Source organism: Actinomadura hibisca NBRC 15177 (genome assembly GCF_001552635.1).
Taxonomy (GTDB): Bacteria; Actinomycetota; Actinomycetes; order Streptosporangiales; family Streptosporangiaceae; genus Spirillospora; species Spirillospora hibisca.
In genome coordinates, this window is sequence record NZ_BCRO01000092.1 from 39,720 (window position 1) to 53,996 (window position 14,277).

13 protein-coding genes are annotated in these 14,277 nt (G+C 74.1%); 6 read left to right on the forward strand and 7 right to left on the reverse strand.

The window, feature by feature from the left end; all coding sequences use genetic code 11:
- Positions 1-3: 3 nt before the first annotated feature.
- Positions 4-1,629, reverse strand: coding sequence for a CocE/NonD family hydrolase (locus AH6_RS34415; protein WP_245679596.1), 1,626 nt, complete (start codon positions 1,627-1,629; stop codon positions 4-6).
- A gap of 140 nt (positions 1,630-1,769) precedes the next feature.
- On the opposite strand from AH6_RS34415, the gene AH6_RS34420 reads away from it, so the two are divergent.
- The gene (locus tag AH6_RS34420) at positions 1,770-2,840 is read left to right on the forward strand and encodes a mechanosensitive ion channel family protein (RefSeq protein WP_067488601.1); all 1,071 of its coding nucleotides are present in this window, start codon (positions 1,770-1,772) and stop codon (positions 2,838-2,840) included.
- A gap of 90 nt (positions 2,841-2,930) precedes the next feature.
- Here AH6_RS34420 and AH6_RS46975 read toward each other — a convergent pair whose 3' ends face one another.
- Positions 2,931-3,824 carry an ATP-binding protein gene (locus AH6_RS46975; protein WP_169807960.1) on the reverse strand — a complete coding sequence of 298 codons (894 nt, stop codon included), beginning with the start codon at positions 3,822-3,824 and terminating at the stop codon, positions 2,931-2,933.
- Positions 3,825-3,939: 115 nt separating this feature from the next.
- A complete protein-coding gene (locus AH6_RS34430; RefSeq protein WP_067488604.1) occupies positions 3,940-4,500 on the reverse strand; it encodes a 3'-5' exonuclease in 561 nt (186 codons plus the stop codon).
- A gap of 213 nt (positions 4,501-4,713) precedes the next feature.
- Here AH6_RS34430 and AH6_RS34435 point away from each other — a divergent pair, with 213 nt between their 5' ends.
- From AH6_RS34435 to AH6_RS46255, 4 genes are read left to right on the forward strand one after another with little or no spacing between them, the layout of a single operon-like run.
- Positions 4,714-5,391, forward strand: coding sequence for a nucleotide exchange factor GrpE (locus tag AH6_RS34435; protein WP_067488609.1), 678 nt, complete (start codon positions 4,714-4,716; stop codon positions 5,389-5,391).
- Positions 5,388-7,883 (forward strand): Hsp70 family protein, encoded by a 2,496-nt coding sequence (locus tag AH6_RS34440; RefSeq protein WP_067488611.1) that lies wholly within the window; start codon positions 5,388-5,390, stop codon positions 7,881-7,883. Before AH6_RS34435 ends, AH6_RS34440 begins: the two co-directional genes overlap by 4 nt.
- Positions 7,883-8,713, forward strand: coding sequence for an OmpA family protein (locus AH6_RS34445; RefSeq protein WP_067488613.1), 831 nt, complete (start codon positions 7,883-7,885; stop codon positions 8,711-8,713). Before AH6_RS34440 ends, AH6_RS34445 begins: the two co-directional genes overlap by 1 nt.
- Positions 8,714-8,721: 8 nt before the next feature.
- Entirely contained in the window at positions 8,722-10,248 is a 1,527-nt protein-coding gene (locus AH6_RS46255; RefSeq protein ID WP_067488615.1) for a hypothetical protein, read from the forward strand.
- Between the two features lie 3 nt (positions 10,249-10,251).
- On the opposite strand, the gene AH6_RS34455 is transcribed toward AH6_RS46255, so the two are convergent.
- From AH6_RS34455 to AH6_RS34470, 4 genes are all read right to left on the reverse strand, one after another.
- Positions 10,252-11,196 carry an ArsR/SmtB family transcription factor gene (locus AH6_RS34455; protein WP_067488617.1) on the reverse strand — a complete coding sequence of 315 codons (945 nt, stop codon included), beginning with the start codon at positions 11,194-11,196 and terminating at the stop codon, positions 10,252-10,254.
- 110 nt (positions 11,197-11,306) lie between these two features.
- Positions 11,307-12,290 (reverse strand): EamA family transporter, encoded by a 984-nt coding sequence (locus AH6_RS34460; protein WP_067488619.1) that lies wholly within the window; start codon positions 12,288-12,290, stop codon positions 11,307-11,309.
- Positions 12,291-12,341: 51 nt separating this feature from the next.
- Positions 12,342-13,037 (reverse strand): lysophospholipid acyltransferase family protein, encoded by a 696-nt coding sequence (locus AH6_RS34465; RefSeq protein WP_157431904.1) that lies wholly within the window; start codon positions 13,035-13,037, stop codon positions 12,342-12,344.
- 118 nt (positions 13,038-13,155) lie between these two features.
- A complete protein-coding gene (locus tag AH6_RS34470) occupies positions 13,156-13,632 on the reverse strand; it encodes a MarR family winged helix-turn-helix transcriptional regulator (RefSeq protein ID WP_067488621.1) in 477 nt (158 codons plus the stop codon).
- Positions 13,633-13,711: 79 nt separating this feature from the next.
- On the opposite strand from AH6_RS34470, the gene AH6_RS34475 reads away from it, so the two are divergent.
- The gene (locus AH6_RS34475; protein ID WP_067488623.1) at positions 13,712-14,125 is read left to right on the forward strand and encodes an organic hydroperoxide resistance protein; all 414 of its coding nucleotides are present in this window, start codon (positions 13,712-13,714) and stop codon (positions 14,123-14,125) included.
- Positions 14,126-14,277: the final 152 nt, after the last annotated feature.

The following is a 14,277-nucleotide window of genomic DNA, read 5'->3' on the forward strand; positions in this document are numbered from 1 at the left end:
GGGTCAGCCCTCGACGACCGGCAAGGAGATCGACGACGCCCGGCCCGTCGCGTGGAAGACCTCCTGGTCGGCGGTGAGCAGCCGCGTCGCGGTGCCGATCGGCTCGCCGGTGCCCGGGTTGCGGGCGACGCGCGGGTAGGCCCCGCTGCACACCTGCACCCGGATGCGGTGACCGGCCTGGAAACGGTGTCCCGCGGGCCACAGTTCCACCGCCACCCGGCGAATCCCGTCCTCGTCCGGATCGTCCACGCCCGGAACCAGGCGCCGCATCCCCTCGCACAGGTTCAGCGACGTGCCGTCCGGCGCGACGTCGCACAACCGCACCACGAAGTCGGTGTGCTCGCGGTCGGAGCGCACGAACAGCTCCGCCGCCACCGGCCCGATCGCCTCCAGCGGCCCGGCCAGCTCGGCGGAGGTGAAGGTCAGCACGTCCCGGCGGCGCTCCAGCCTGCGCTGGTCGGTGGACGGATGGGTCTCGCCCAGCAGCGTCGGCCCGCCCAGGAACGGCGTCGGGTGCGCCGGGTCGTAGCGGTAGCGGTCCGGCTCGGATTCCGGCGGCTCGTCGGGGGAGAGGCCGCCGCCCGGTTGCAGGTTCCAGCGCTGCTCGCGCATTCCCGGCACCGGCCAGTCGGGGAACTCCCGCCACTCCTCGGCGCCCGTCACGTACACCCGGACCGGCTGCTCGCGCAGCCCGGACGGGTCGTCCAGCAGATGCGCGCGGAACCACGACAGCGCCTCGCCGATCGAGCCCCGCATCATCCGCTGGTCGGCGTGGAACCACGGGCCGATCGTCAGGTAGGGGCGGTGGCCCGCCGCGCGCAGCGCCGCGTAGTCCTTGAGCTGCCACGGCAGGAAGATGTCGTACCAGCCGCCGGTCATGTTCACCGGCGCGGAGACCTCCGACACCGTGGGGCTGAAGTCGCGGCGGTCCCAGAACGGGGTGTCCGGCCCGCTGACCAGCAGGTCCTGGAAGAACTTCTGCTGCTGCCCGGTCGCCAGCACGTCCAGCTCGGCCAGCGGTTTGCCCGACAGCGCCGCCCGGCGGGCCCGGCGCGGCGACATGATGCCGGTCGTCAGCCCCGACAGCGGGTGCTTCATGCGCGCGGTCAGGTCCACCCAGATCAGCGTGGACTCCAGCGCGAACGTGCCGCCGACGTTGATCGCGTCACGGAACTGCGACGCGGTGACCTGCATCGACAACGCCTTCAGCTCCGGCCCGGCCTCGGCGGCGACCGCCCACTGCACGTAACCCAGGTAGCTCGGCCCGTGCATCGCGAACGTGCCGCCGAACCACGGCTGCTCTTTCAGCCACCCGACGGTGGCGAGGCCGTCGTCGCGCTCGTCCAGCGGCTCGAACACCCCGCCGGACCCGAACCCGCCGCGCACGCTCTGCACCACGGCCTGGAACCCGTGCGAGGCGAACCCCTGCCCGCACATCAGCCCGAACGGCCCGCGCCGCCCGTACGGCGAGCGCACCAGGATCGTCGGGGCGCGCTCCACGCCGACCGGCGCGTAGTGGTCGGCGAGCAGCACGACGCCGTCGGCGGCGGGCACCTCCAGATCGCGCCGCACCGTCACCTGGTGGGGGCCGTTCCGCAGTCCCAGCGCCGTGACCCCCAGCCGGCGCACCAACCCCGTTCCTACCATCCCCTTGATCGTATCCCCCCTCGTCCCGGGCGTGCGCTTCGCGCCCCGGGGAGGGCGGCGGTTCACTACGATCGGGCCGATACCCGGACCAAATCCCCTGCCTTCGAGGAGTGTTCGACGTCATGCCCGTGTGGTGGAACTGGGGCCAGGCGATCGCCGCGTCCGTCGTCATGGTGATCGCGATCGGCATCGCCGTGGCCTCGCGGATGCTGGCGGGCCGGCTGAACCGGCGCGCGGGCGACACCCGGTGGGCCTGGGACGACCTGGCGGCCAAGCTGCTGCACGACCTCGCGGTGCCGATGTCGCTGCTGGGCGGGGCGTGGATCGCCGCCGAGATCCTCATCCCCAACCACGACGCGCTGAACTACACCCGCAAGGTGCTGACCGCGATCACGATCATCATCGTGTCGCTGGCGCTGGCCCGGCTGATCGCGGGCATCGTCACCTCGGTGGCGATGGCGCGCCAGGGCGTGGCGGCCAACGTCACCATCTTCGCCAACATCACCCGCGTGCTGGTGCTCGGCATCGGCCTGCTGGTCATGCTGCAGAGCCTCGGGGTGTCGATCACGCCGCTGCTCGGCGCGCTGGGCGTCGGCGGCCTGGCGGTGGCGCTGGCCCTCCAGGACACCCTGGCCAACCTGTTCGCGGGCGTGCACGTGCTGGCGTCCAAGACCATCGAGCCCGGCGACTACATCCGGCTGTCCAGCGGCCAGGAGGGGTACGTCGTCGACATCAACTGGCGCAACACCTCCATCCGCACGTTGTCGGACAACATCGAGGTCATCCCGAACCAGCGCTTCTCCGACACCATCCTCACCAACTACCACCGGCCCGCCCAGGACATGGGCCTGCTCCTCCAGGCGAGCGTCGCCTACGAGAGCGACCTGGAGCAGGTGGAGAAGGTCGTGATCGAGGTCGGCCAGGAGGTCATGGCCGAGGTCGAGGGCGGCGTGGCCGACGCCGAGGTGCTGGTGCGCTTCCACACCTTCGGCGACTCGGGCATCGGCTTCACCGTCATCCTGCGGACCGGCGAGTTCGGCGACCAGTTCCGCATCAAGCACGAGTTCGTGAAGCGGCTGCACCGCCGCTTCCGCGCCGAGCGCATCGACATCCCGCTGCCGGTGCTGCGCGTGCGCAACGAGAACGGCCGCACGGGGAACACCCCGCCGAGCGAGATCGCCTTCGACCGCTGAGGGGCGGGACGCCCGCCCACCGTGCGGGGCGGGCGTCCCGACTCGGCTGGTCAGCCGGGTCGGCCGGGCTGACCGACCGGGTCGGTCGGGTCAGCTCCGCTGGCCCGACCTGGCCTCCTCGAACCAGCCCAGCATCTCGGTGTGCCCGAACATCCGGGCGGTGTCGGCGGCCGACGGCTCGCCCGCCCACGGGTCGGCGCCCAGCTCCAGCAGGGCCCGCACCACCTCGGGCTCCTTCTTGAACACCGCGCCCGCCAGCGGCCGCTGCCCCCGGTCGTTGGGCCGCTCCAGGTCGGCCCCGGCCGCCGCCAGCGCCCGCACCGTGGCGGTCTGCCCGTGGTAGGCGGCCAGCATCAGCAGCGTGTCGCCCTTCTCGTTGTTGAGGTTGGCGGGCACGCCCGCCTCCACATAGGTGGCGAGCTGCTCGTGCTGGCCGTTGCGCGCCATGTCGAACAGCCGGGTCGCGAACTCCTCCAGCTCGTGGTCGGCGCCGCTCAGCGGCCGCACGCTCCCCGCGCCGTCGGAGCCGGGGTGGTCGGAGGTCGCCTCCGACAACTTGCCGCCCAGCGAGCCCGCGTCGTAGCGCAGGTGCTTCTCCAGCGCCACCAGCGCGCCGCTCTCGGGGAAACTGCGGAACCGCACGTCGTCGGCGAGCGCCCGCATGATCATCATGCCGCGGCCGGACTCGGCGTTGCTGTCGGGGCCCGCCCCGTCGCCGTCGGCCGCCGCCACGTCGAAGCCGCGGCCGGAGTCGATCACCTTGATGACGCAGCGCTCGTCCACGATCGTGACGCGCACGGTGTAGTCGTCGCCCGCCTCGGCGTGCCGGATCACGTTGCCGCACGCCTCGCTGAGCATCAGCTCGATGTCGCCGCGGATGGACTCCTCGACGCCCAGCGTCTCCAGCGCGGAGTCCAGAAGCTGCCGGACGGCGGGCACGCTCGCCGCGTCGCGGGGCAGCCGAAGGTCGAGATTGAGCTCCACATCAACTCCAACGTCGCAGCCGGGCACCGTCTGACTTCAGATGGTCCTCTTCTGGAGTCATCACTGCCCGCGCGACGCGCGCCAAACCTCGGTGACCTGGTGAGGTGGCTCGCGCTCAGCCCGGCCAGGCGTCCCGGGCGGCCAGTTCCAGCACCAGCGCGCCGATGTTCCAGGCGTCGTCGGGCCCGCTGTGGTGGCGTCCCTCCAGGGGCAGCCCGGCGTGCTCCAGCGCCTGGGCCATGCCGGGGCGCCGCCGCAGGCCGTGGGCCTCGGTGAAGATCTTCTTTGCGTTGGTGTGCCGCCGGCCGAAGGGATACCGGGGGCCGCCGGGGCCGCACTGCCGCTCGAACTGCTTGCGGTCGTAGTCGCCCCAGCTCGCCCAGGCGCGCTTCCGCGCGTCATGGGCCTCGACCAGCAGCTCACACGCCTCGGCGAAGGTGACCCCACGTGCCACCTCCTGCGGAGTGAGGCCGGTCAGCCCGGTGCAGAACGCGCTGACCTCCGAGCGTTGCGGCCGCACCAGGACGCGGTGCTTGGCCACCCGCTCGCGCGCCGCCAAGTCCACCACGCACAGCCCGATCTCGATGATCTCGCTCGTCTGGCCGGGCGGTGGTTGCCCGGTCCAGCAGGTGGCCTCCACGTCGACCACGTTGAGGAGCTGTCCGTGCGGTTCCATGGCCGGGACACTACTGATCATTCTTTCGGCGGGCGATCGGTTTTCCGCCCGCGCCGCACGCCCGCGACCCCTTTGATCAGGGGGTTTTAGGCCCTGCTTCGCACCGTTGCGGATCGTGCCGCGCTTGCCGATGCTGGTCGGGACGGGCAGGGGAGTTCTTCCGGTGCGGGGATGCGCGTGCGGGCAACACCGCGTGACACGACGGGACCGACGATGCTGACGGAGATCGGCGCCGCCTTCCGGCAGTGGCGGCAGCCGCGCGAGTTCAGGATCGCGGCCCCGCACTGGCCGGCCGAGGCCCTGGCCGCGCTCGCCGCGGCGCGCGACGACCGCCCCGGCGATGCGCCCGGCCTCACCGACACGGCACCGGACCCGGCCGACGACACGATCCCCGGCCAGGCGCCCGCCCCGGCGGACAAACCCGGAACCCCCGGCGGCACCGCCCCGCCCGGAGCCGTCCCGTCCGAGGGCGCGCTCGCCGACCTCGCCGTCCACCTGTGGCGGCTCGGCAACCGCATCGACACCGCGTCCGGCGGCTCCCGCGCGCTGAGCCGCCACCTGGAGGCCGCCTGGGACGCGCTCGGGGCGGCGGGCGTGGAGGTGCAGGACCACCTGGGCCAGCCGTTCGACCCGGGCCTGCGCATCAAGGTGGTGGCGTTCCAGCCCACGCCGGGCCTCGGCCGCGAGCAGGTCGTCGAGGCGGTGCGGCCCACGGTCTACCTGGACGGGCGGCTGCTGCGCCCCGGCGAGGTGATCGTCGGCACGCCGGTGAACGGGGACGCGCCCGCGCACGGCGGCACGACTGCGCACGGTGACACGACCGCGCGCGGGGAGACGCCCGCGCACGGTGACACGACGGTGCACGGCGACACGACAGGGGGGCGTCCATGAGCAGGGCCACCATCGACTACGGCATCGACCTCGGCACCACCAACAGCGCCATCGCCGTGCTGAGCGGCGTGGACGCCGAGATCGTCAAGAACAACGACGGCTTCGACACCACCCCCTCGGCGGTCTGGATCGACCGCCGCGACCGCCGCTACGTCGGCCGCGCCGCCAAGGAGCGCAGCGAGCTCGACCCCGGCAACACCTGCGTGGAGTTCAAGCTGCGCATGGGCACCTCCGGCGCCCCCAAGATCTTCGAGGCCACCGGGCGGCGGATGGGCCCCGAGGAACTGTCGGCCGAGGTGCTGAAGTCGCTGCGCAACGACGTGGCGCAGCGCACCGGCGACGAGCTGCGCGCCGCGGTGATCACCGTGCCCGCCGCCTTCGACCTCAGCGCCTGCGACGCCACCCGCCGCGCCGCCGAGCTGGCCGGGCTCACCCAGACCCCGCTGCTCCAGGAGCCGACCGCCGCCGCCCTCGCCTACGGCTTCCAGAGCGAGGCCGACAACGTGTTCTGGCTGGTCTACGACTTCGGCGGCGGCACCTTCGACGCCGCCGTCGTCAACGTCCGCGACGGCGAGTTCACCGTCGCCAACCACCGCGGCGACAACTTCCTGGGCGGCAAGCTCATCGACTGGCAGATCGTGGAGGAACTGCTGATCCCGGCGGTGGCCGCGCAGCGCCCGGTCACCGGCCTGGGGCGCGGCAACCCGCGCTGGGTCGGCGCGGTCAACAAGCTGAAGCTGGCCGCCGAGGAGGCCAAGATCCGGCTGTCGCGCGACGACGGCGCCGACATCCTGGTGGACCTCACCGACGACCGCGGCCAGTCGTTCGAGTTCGAGTACGAGCTGCGCCGCGCCGACGTGGAGCGCCTCACCGAGCCCTACCTGGTGCGCTCGATCAACCTGTGCCGCAAGGCGCTGGCCGAGGCGGGCCTCGGGCCCGGCGACGTGGAACGCCTGCTGCTGGTCGGCGGCCCCACCCTGTCGCCCTACCTGCGCGAACGCCTGGCCGACCCGCGCGAGGGCCTCGGCATCGCGCTCGACCACAGCCAGGAGCCGGTGACGGTGGTGGCGCGCGGCGCGGCCATCTTCGCCGGGACCCAACGCGTGGAGTACACCGCGCCCGCCGTGCCGTCGGTCGCCGGCGGCTACACCGTGGAGCTGGAGTACCAGCCGGTCGGCCCCGACACCGAGCCGTTCGTCGGCGGCCGGGTCGGCGGCGGCGACACCACCGGCCACGCGATCGAGTTCGTCAACGAGCAGTCCCGCCCGCCGTGGCGCAGCGGCCGCCTCGAACTGGGCCCCGACGGCACGTTCGCCACCACGCTGTGGGCCGATAAGGGCCGCGCCAACGTGTTCGCCATCGAGCTGACCGACGCGGCCGGGACCCGCCGCCCGGTGGAACCGGCCACCCTCACCTACACCGTCGGCGTCGTGGACACCCAGCCGCCGCTGACCCACTCGGTCGGCGTCGGCCTGGACGGCAACGAGGTGGAGTGGCTGCTGGAGCGCGGCACCCCGCTGCCCGCCCGCCGCCGCGTGCTGCTGCGCACCACCGTCGCCATCAGCCGGGGCCAGGGCCAGGGCATGTTGCGCATCCCGCTGCTGGAGGGCGAGCACCGCTACGCCGACCGCAACCGGCGCATCGGCCGCCTGGAGGTGGACGCCGCGCAGGTGCCGCGCGACGTGCCCGAGGGCAGCGAGGTGGACCTCACCCTGGAGATCGACGAGTCGCGGCTGGTGGTCGCGCGCGCCTACGTGCCGATCCTGGACGAGGAGTTCGAGCACGCGGTCACCCTGCGCACCGAGACCGTCCCCGAGCACGCCGAGCTCGCCGCCGAGGCCGCCACCGAGAAGCGGCGGCTGGCCGGGGCGCGCGACCGCGCCGTGGAGTCCGGCGACCCGGCCGCGCTGGCGGTGCTGGACCGCGTCGACCGCGAGCGCATCGTCGCCGACGTGGACGGCCTGCTGGGCGCCTCCCGCGTCGACCCCGACGCCGCCACCACCTGCGGCAAGCGCCTGCTGGACCTCAAGGCCGCGGTGGACGAGCTGGAGGACGCCCTGGAGTGGCCCGAGCTGGTCGGCGAGGTGGAGGAGATGCTCCGCTTCACCACCGAGCTGGTCGTGCACGGCGGCACCGCCGAGCACCGCCGCACCCTGGCCGACACCGAGTCGGCGGTGCGGCTGGCGATCGCCGCGCACGACGCCGACCTGCTGCGCCAGCGCGGCGGCAACCTGCGCGACCTGGTCCTGGACGTGCTGGAGGCCACCGGCCAGCTCCAGCAGCTCGCCTTCGAGGACCTCAGCGCGATGCGCGGCGAGATGCGCGACCCGGCCGAGGCCGACCGGCTGATGGCCGAAGGACGGCTCGCGGCGGGCAACGGCGACCAGATGCGGCTGCGGCAGATCAACGCGCAGCTGCGCGACATGTTGCCGGTGCCGCCGCCCCCGCCGGACCCGTTCGGCGACCGGTCCAGCACGGTGCGGCGCGACTGATGGCGGCCCTCACCGCGATCCGCGAGGTGGCCCTCGCGCAGGCGCGCGAGCTGGCGCGGCGCGGCAGGCTCGCCGAGGCCGGGGAACTGCTGGACGAGGCGTACCACGACACCGAGCCCGACACCGCCTACCTCGACCTGCGCGCCCGCGTCCACGCCCAGCAGGGCGACCTTGCCCGCGCCGACGAGTGCTGGGCGCAGGCGCAGCGGTTGTCGCCGGAGAACACCGAGTACGCCGCGGCCCGCCGCCGCATCGCCCGGATGCGGACCGGGCGGCGGCTGCCGCCGATCCTGGCCGCCGGTATAGCCGGTCTACTGGTGGGCGCGGTCGTCACCGCGCTGCTGACCGGCGGCGACGACGAGAAGCCCCCGGCCGCCGCGACCGCCGCACCGTCCGCGCCCGCCCCCTCCCTCGCCTCGGCCGAGGACGTGCTGACGGGGCTGGACGTGACGATGCCGGGCGTGCGCGCCCGCCGGACGCCCGGCGAGATCACCGTCACCTTCGACCGCGGCCTGTTCGCCGGGGACACCACGCTGACGCGGGACGGCCGCGCGCTGCTCGCCCGCCTCGCCGACCGCCTGAAACCCCAGGCGGGACGGCTCCGCCTCACCGTCCTCGGCCACACCGACGACCAGCCGCTCCGCGCGGGCGGCCCCTACGCGGGGAACATGGAGCTCGCCGAGGCGCGGGCCGCCACCGTCCGGGAGGTCCTGCACGAGCGCGCGGCCGTCCCCACCGCCGCCGTCACGGTGTCGGCCCTCGGCCCGGCGGTCCCGCCGAACCGGGGCCGCGCCGCCCGCACGGTCAGCATCCGGATCTCCGCCGTCTAGGAGGGACGATGGACCTGCCCCGGCTCCTGGAGGACCTGGGCCCCGACCTCTACCAGGACAACGCCTTCGCCGTCACCGGACTGGGCGTGGACGCCACCGCCCGCGACATCCGGCGGCTCAACGAACGCGCGCGCGTCCTGGAACGGGTCGGCGGCAGCGCGGCCGGGAACGGCGGGGCCGCCGCGCCGCTCCTGCCGTTCCTGCGCCGCCCCGAACCGACCGAGCGGCAGGCCGCCGTCCAACGGCTGCGCGACCCGGTGCGGCGGCTGGTGGACGAGTTCTTCTGGTTCTGGCCGACCGCCGAGGGCGGCCCCGACCCGGCGATAGCGGCGCTGCGACGCGGCGACGTCGACGAGGCCGAACGGATCTGGTCCGAGCAGGACACCCCGACCTCCGCCCACAACATGGCGGTGCTGTTGCACGCCCGCGCCCTCGAAGGCGACGGGCTCGACGGCAGGGCGTGGCAGCGCTCCCTCACCTGGTGGCGCGCGCTGCTGAACGACGACGGGGTCTGGCGGCTGCTGGAGGGCCGCGCGCACCGCCTGAACGACCCCCGCCTCCAGCTCGACACCGCCCGCCGCTTCCGCGCCGAGCTGTCGGCCGCGCTGCTGTCGCTCAACGCGCGGCTGGTGGTGGGCGCGCTGCGCGACGGCCGCCGCTCCGACGCAGCCCAGTTGCTGGGCAGCCTGCGGCCGGTCCTGCGCGCCCAGCAGACGACGCTGGGGCCGGACCTGTTCGAGGACGCCCTACGTCGTCTCCTTGCACCGGAGACCGCGCGCATCCGCAGCCTCGGCGAGACCGCCGAGCAGCAGGCGAGGTCCGCGCCCGAGACCGCCGACCAGGTGGCCGACCGGCTGCTGACCGACACCGCCGCGCCGCTGGGCCTGCTGGAGACCGCCCTGCTGCCCGACCACCCCGCGCTCGCCGGGGCCCGCGACGGCATCGCCAACCAGGTGCTCAACTGCATGATCGCCTACGGCAACAAGACCGGCGACTGGACCACCGCCGAACGGCTCGCCGAGCGCGCCCGCCAGATCGCGGTCACCAGCGCCACGCGCTCGCGCGTCGAGGAGAACCTGGAGATCGTCAAGGGCAACCTCACCTTCGGCCGCTGCTGGTTCTGCCAGGAGCGCCCGCCGTCGGAGGCCCACACGTTCAAGCAGAACATGTTCGGCAACGTTCAGTACGTGCCGGGCTACGCGGGCAGCACGCGCGTCACCTGGAACCACGGCACGGTCGAGGTGCCGCGCTGCCAGGAGTGCCGCTCGTCGCACCTCTACCGCGCGCACATCCCCACCGGCGGCCGGGGCGTCCTGCTGGTGATACTGGCGATCATCGAAGTGCTCCTGCTGGTGAACGGCGGACCGTTCTTCCTGACCGTGGCGGCGATCGTCGCGGCCGTGGTGGTGCTGCTGGTCCCGGCGAAGTTCGGGCTGCCGCCCGCCCAGCGAAGGCACATGGAAGGCTTTCCGGTCGTGAAGGACCGGCTGGCGGAAGGCTGGCAGTTCGGCGAACGCCCGCCCGGCGTGAACTAGACGTCAATGAGCACAATCGCGTAGCAGCGCGCGGCCCTGCACGGTGGTGGTGTGCAGGGAGTATCCGGCGCGGCGCACCGTCGACAGCAGGCCCGCGTCGCGCAGCACCGACGCGTGCTGGCTCACCGCCGGGGCGGTGACCTCCAGCAGCCGCGCCAGCTCCCCGGTGGTGCAGCCGGTGTAGGCCGCGCGCAGCAGCGCCGCGCGGGTGCCGCCGATGAGCGCGCCCAGCGGGTCGGCTCGGCCGCCCCGCCGCGCCCGCGCCTCGGCGGCGGACGCCCAGCCCTCCTCGTGCTCGACGGGGTACACCAGCACCGGCGGCCGTTCGGGATCGGCGAGGGGCACCGGCGTCGGCCAGCAGAAGAACGCCGGTTGCAGCAGCAGGCCCCGGCCGTCGAGCCGCACCGTCCGGTCGGCCGGGTGGTCGGCCTCCAGCACCGGTGGCCGCCAGCGCATCCGGGGGCCCAGCGACGCCAGCAGGCCGTGCACGCCGCCGTCGAGCAGCGCGCGCATCCGCACCGTCCGGTCGGCGTGCACGTGCGAGCGCACCTGGCCCCAGAACGGCGCGACCGCCGCCGCGTGGTAGGCGCGCATCGGGTGGCCCAGCAGCCGCAGCGCGTCCGGATCACCGTCGGCCAGCCGCCGCAGCCACGGCGGACGTCCCAGGTCGGCGGGCAGCCGCGCGTTCGGGATGCCCGTCAACGTCTCGACCGGGGCCTCGGCCCCAACGATCTCGGGGGAGTGGACGGCGGACGCCAGCAGGGGGCGCGGGGACCGGGCGTCGGCGGGCAGCCGGTGGCGCACCTGCCGCCGCCACTCGCCGAACACGCGCGCGCCGTCGCGCCGCCGGAGCGTCCGCACGCTGCCGGTGACCTCCCACAGGAAGTCGGGTTCGGCCGCGACCCGTACTCCGGCCAGGTCCTCGGGGGTGAACAGGATGCGGAGCACCGTACCTCCCGGTCAGCGGGGTGCGCACCGGGACCACTGTGCACCTCGGGCCCGCACGTGTGGAGGTACTTGTACACGCGCGGCCGCCGCGATGGGCCGGTTTCCCGGTGTCACCCATCGGACGCCCGGACCGCCGTCCGGGTTCCCGGCGCGGGGTCCTCGCGCGGCGGCGCGTCCGGCGTCGTCAGGCGGGCCACGGCGCGCTGGGCCAGCACGATCCCGGCCAGCACCACCAGGCCCCCGGCGATCTGCGCGGGGCCGAGCGCCTGCCCGAGCAGCACCCACGCCAGCACCGCGCTGGCCACCGCCTCCACCGACGACACCGACGAGCCGACCGCCGCCGACAACCGCTGGATCGCCGCCATGTTCCCGAAGTAGGCGGCGATCGTGGCGACCAGCGCCAGCCATGCGAGCACCGCCAGCGCGGGAACCTGGTGCCCGGCGGCGGTCACGTCCCGGGTCAGCGTCGCCCACGGCAGCTCCCACGGCCGGGCGGCCGGGAGCAGCGCGATGGACGCGCCGAGCAGGCCCCAGGTGATGGCGGTGAACGGCGCGAGCCGCCCGCCCGAGTCCTGCGTCAGCAGGAAGTAGCCCGCCGCGCACACCGCCGTGGCGAGGCCGAGCAGCAGGCCCAGCGCGTCGGCGCGCAGCCCGTGCCACACCTCGACCACGCAGGCCAGCCCGGCCAGCGTGCAGACCGCGCCCACCGCGGCGACGGCCGGGACGCGCACCCCGCGCGCCACCCGCAGCCACAACACCACCATCACCGGCGAGGTGTACTCCAGCAGCGAGGCCAGCCCGACCGGCAGCCGCGCGACCGTCGCGTAGAAGAGCCCCTGGACGGCGGCGAAGCCGACCAGCGCGTAGAGCGCCGCGAACCGGCGCTGCCCGCGTGGCACCACCAGCGAGCGGGGGCGGACGAGCAGGCCCGCCGCCACCAGGACGAGGGCGGCGGTGCCCAGGCGCAGCCACGCCACCTGGAGCGGGGCGAGTCCGGCGTCGATGAGCATCCTGGCGAGCGGTCCCGAGAAGCCGTAACAGCAGGCCGAGACGAGGCCGAGCAGCAGGCCGCCTGCTGCGGGTCGTACGGGCATGGCGGTGTCCTTCCTCCGAGGCACAACACCGGCATACCCGTTTTGACGGTGTTATTCCGGCCGGGCAGAGGATTCCGGGCGGGGCGCGTAGGACGGCACGTACTCCTGGCCCGACAGCGCGCGGATGGCGGCCATGACCTCGTCGGTGACGCCGCGCGTCACGTCCCGGTGGCTCTCACGGCCGCGCCCGGCGAACCGCAACGGCTCGCCGATGCGGACCTCGATACGGCCGGGCCTGGGCAGCCGCTGCCCGCGCGGCTGGATGCGGTCGGTCCCGATCAGTCCCACCGGCACGACGGGCGCGCCGGTCCGCAGCGCGAGCCGGGCGACGCCGGTGTGCCCCCGGTACAGCCGCCCGTCCGGCGAGCGGGTGCCCTCGGGGTGGATGGCGAAGACCTCGCCGCGCTCCAGGACCGCCGCCGAGGCGTCCAGCGCGGCGAGCGCGGCACGCCCGCCCGAGCGGTCCACGGCGATCGCGCCCAGGCCCCGGAAGAGCGCGGCCAGCGCGCGCCCGGCCTTTCCCGGCCGGGTGAAGTACTCGTGCTTGCCGAGGAAGAAGACCTGCCGCGGCACCACCAGCGGCAGCACGAACGAGTCGCAGAACGCCAGGTGGTTGGCGGCCAGGATCACCGGACCGGTCCGGGGGAGGTGGTGCAGGCCGGTCACCTTCGGGCGGCAGGTGACGCGCAACGCGGGGCCCAGCACGACGTGCTTCGTCAGCGGGTAGATCAGGCGTTCGGGGTCCATGCACCGGAAGGCTAGGTTCCGCAAGATCACGGGGTCGCTGGGCGCCCGGACAAAAGCGGCCGTTCCGATCTTGTAGGGCGCCGCACTTGCCCGCCCGTTTCCGGGCGCGGACGCGGCGTCAGCGGCCGCCCGGCGCGACGGCGTCCAGGGCGGCGGTGAGCCGGGCCAGCGACGCGCGCATCTCGGCGAGCCCCTCCCCGTCCATCCCGGTCGCCGCGAGGATCTCCCGGGGCACGCCCAGAGCGTGCTCGCGCAGCCGCTCGCCCGCCGCCGTCGGCGACACCGTGACCGAGCGCTCGTCGCGGCGATCGCGCTCGCGCCGCACGAACCCGGCCCCCTCCAGGCGCTTGAGCAGCGGGGACAGGGTTCCCGAGTCCAGCCGGAGCGCGAGCCCCAACTCCTTCACCGTCAGCGTCCCGTGCTCCCAGAGCGCCAGCATCACCAGGTACTGCGGGTAGGTGAGGCCGAGCTCGCGCAGCAGCGGGCGATAGACCGCGTCGAAGGCGCGCGCGGCACCGTGCACGGCGAAGCAGACCTGGCGGTCCAGGCGCAGCAGCTCGTCGGCGGGAACGCTGTCGGGGGTCGGGCTGTCCATGGTTCCAGCCTACAACTCAATTGCATGCAACTGACTTGTGTTACATTGAGTTGTACGCAACCGATTGAGAGGGTTCACCATGGACGCCCTGTACACCGCCGTCGCCACCGCCAACGGCCGCGAGGGCCGCGCCGTCAGCTCCGACGGCCGACTCGACCTGACCCTGGCCCCGCCGCACGAGATGGGCGGCAACGGCGAGGGCACCAACCCGGAGCAGCTGTTCGCCGCCGGATACGCCGCGTGCTTCGCCAGCGCGCTGGGCGCGGTCGCCCGCCAGACGAAGCAGGACGTGCGGGATGTGTCGGTGACGGCGGAGGTCGGCATCGGCGGGGATGTGGAGTCGGGTTTCGGGCTGTCGGTGGTGCTGCGGGTGGAGCTGCCTGAGGGCTTGGAGGGGGAGCCGGGGCGGGAGTTGGTGGAGCGGGCGCACCGGGTCTGCCCTTACTCGAACGCGACGCGGGGCAACATTCCGGTTGAGTTGGTTGTTGAGTAGCTGGAGGCGCGCTCTGCGCAACTGCCTCAATTGGCGCTCCGCGCAAGGGCAAGGGCACGCTCCGCGTCATGCCCGCGCTCCGCGTCATGCCCGCGCTCCGCGTCATGCCCGCGCTCCGCGCCATGCCCGCGCTCCGCGCCATGCCCGCGCTC

Coding starts and splice junctions, on each gene's coding strand:
- AH6_RS34420 (WP_067488601.1), top strand. CDS start 1,770: ATGCCCGTGTGGTGGAACTGGGGCCAGGCGATCGCCGCGTCCGTCGTC.
- AH6_RS34430 (WP_067488604.1), bottom strand. CDS start 4,500: ATGGAACCGCACGGACAGCTCCTCAACGTGGTCGACGTGGAGGCCACC.
- AH6_RS34435 (WP_067488609.1), top strand. CDS start 4,714: ATGCTGACGGAGATCGGCGCCGCCTTCCGGCAGTGGCGGCAGCCGCGC.
- AH6_RS34440 (WP_067488611.1), top strand. CDS start 5,388: ATGAGCAGGGCCACCATCGACTACGGCATCGACCTCGGCACCACCAAC.
- AH6_RS34445 (WP_067488613.1), top strand. CDS start 7,883: ATGGCGGCCCTCACCGCGATCCGCGAGGTGGCCCTCGCGCAGGCGCGC.
- AH6_RS46255 (WP_067488615.1), top strand. CDS start 8,722: ATGGACCTGCCCCGGCTCCTGGAGGACCTGGGCCCCGACCTCTACCAG.
- AH6_RS34460 (WP_067488619.1), bottom strand. CDS start 12,290: ATGCCCGTACGACCCGCAGCAGGCGGCCTGCTGCTCGGCCTCGTCTCG.
- AH6_RS34465 (WP_157431904.1), bottom strand. CDS start 13,037: ATGGACCCCGAACGCCTGATCTACCCGCTGACGAAGCACGTCGTGCTG.
- AH6_RS34470 (WP_067488621.1), bottom strand. CDS start 13,632: ATGGACAGCCCGACCCCCGACAGCGTTCCCGCCGACGAGCTGCTGCGC.
- AH6_RS34475 (WP_067488623.1), top strand. CDS start 13,712: ATGGACGCCCTGTACACCGCCGTCGCCACCGCCAACGGCCGCGAGGGC.